The sequence below is a fragment of the Pseudomonas sp. P5_A12 genome, assembly GCF_056400685.1.
Map to the genome: position 1 here is coordinate 1 of NZ_JBFUKU010000591.1, position 1097 is coordinate 1097.

At 48.5% G+C, this 1097-nt stretch carries 2 protein-coding genes; both read right to left on the reverse strand.

The features are described from left to right. Positions 1–121 precede the first annotated feature (121 nt). Positions 122–442 (reverse strand): EAL domain-containing protein, encoded by a 321-nt coding sequence (locus AC1DSG_RS31320; protein ID WP_477794316.1) that lies wholly within the window; start codon positions 440–442, stop codon positions 122–124. Positions 443–781: 339 nt separating this feature from the next. Continuing rightward, positions 782–1097, reverse strand: a 316-nt coding sequence (locus tag AC1DSG_RS31325) for a helix-turn-helix domain-containing protein (protein ID WP_477794317.1), incomplete at its 5' end; no start/stop codon positions are given.

Here is a 1097-nt window from a genome sequence, read left to right on the forward strand (position 1 = left end):
CCCATAGATAGGTGCAGTAATCCTCCGCAACCCGGCGTATGAACGAGCGCGTAAGCTCGCAGATCAAGTCGGACTTCTCTGCCGCCGCGATGAATACGTGGGTCGCAATAGTGGTTCCTTTTCAGCACCAGCGAGTAAGTGATTCGGCACCGACCAGGATACCCGTCCGCAAATCAACGATAGGTTGGTAGTGAACATCCAGCTCGTTCGCCCTTATGGCCTTGCGAAGCTGAACAGCGGTTGAGGTGTAATACCTTTGAATCTTTCGTGCGCTGTAGAGCAACACTCCCAGCATAAACGCCAAGGTAATGAATAACTTCCATCCGAGAACCAGATGCTCGGCAAAATCCCCGGCACAAAACCATGCGACCGAACCCGCTGCAGCCGTTGCGCATAAAGCTGACGTGTGCTTTCCAAGCAATGCTTTATACGCCGCAATCATAAAAAACTCCGAAATACATGACTTCAACCTAGTGGGGGCAGCTTGAAGATTTAAAGGTGCGTTTGTGAATAGTCAATCAACCAGGCCAGTGCCAAGCCACATAAATAGGCGACAAGACAAAAGATAATTTTTTGTTTKAGTGGCAATGAGTTTAATCGGTAGCGCATGCTTACCCCCTTGAGTTAGAAGTAAGCAATGTTGATGGTTCAGATTGATGGATGAAAATTATTGATTGTTATTTTTTGAAGATTACGTCGTCCAGGCTTTGCGCTTGTTGCCGGGAATGGAGAGCGCCTGCAGCAGACCGCATAAGTGGCGTTATCTTGCCATTTATAATACTCAGCGGTTGGGTGCCGCCAGTTTTGCAGCGTTGCGCCTGGTGGTTTCTGAGGGTGTCACACCATAAGCATCCTGGTAGGCCTTGGAAAACCGACTGAGATGCTGAAAGTTCCAGTGCATTGCGGTTTCGGTAACCGTTGGCCAAGTGTTACGGATCAAGTCTCGACGGACATTGGCGAGTCTTAAATTTCGAATGTAAGCGATCGGCGAAATTCCAAATGTTTCGACGAATCCATGATGCAAGGTGCGAGTTGTAGTCTCAAGCTGTTTTACTAGCGCCTTCATGCAGAGCGCCTTTTTCAGGTTGTCATGAATG

Bases quoted from the DNA above. Each gene is read 5' to 3' on its own strand.
- AC1DSG_RS31320 (WP_477794316.1), bottom strand. From the start codon at position 442: ATGATTGCGGCGTATAAAGCATTGCTTGGAAAGCACACGTCAGCTTTA.